Genomic DNA, 250 nt, shown 5'->3' on the forward strand with positions numbered 1-250 from the left:
ATCCGGCAGACATTACGGTTTATATCGATGGTGTTGCGGCTTCAATGGCTTCGGTTGTCGCAATGGCTGGCGATCGTGTTGTTATGCCGGAGAACGCCATGATGATGATCCATAAACCGTGGGGTATCTCTGGCGGAAATGCTGGCGATATGCGTGATTATGCTGATTTGCTGGATAAGGTGGAAACCGTGTTAATCCCTGCTTATGCCAGAAAAACGGGCAAATCAGCACAGGAAATTACCGCCATGCT

At 49.2% G+C, this 250-nt stretch carries 1 protein-coding gene; it reads left to right on the forward strand.

Features of this window, described 5'->3' with window-relative positions; all coding sequences use genetic code 11:
* A partial coding sequence (locus HEM79_RS22450) for a Clp protease ClpP (protein WP_183082737.1) occupies positions 1 to 250 on the forward strand: 250 nt, incomplete at both ends.

Source organism: Escherichia sp. 93.0816 (genome assembly GCF_013368855.2).
Lineage (GTDB): Bacteria > Pseudomonadota > Gammaproteobacteria > Enterobacterales > Enterobacteriaceae > Escherichia > Escherichia ruysiae.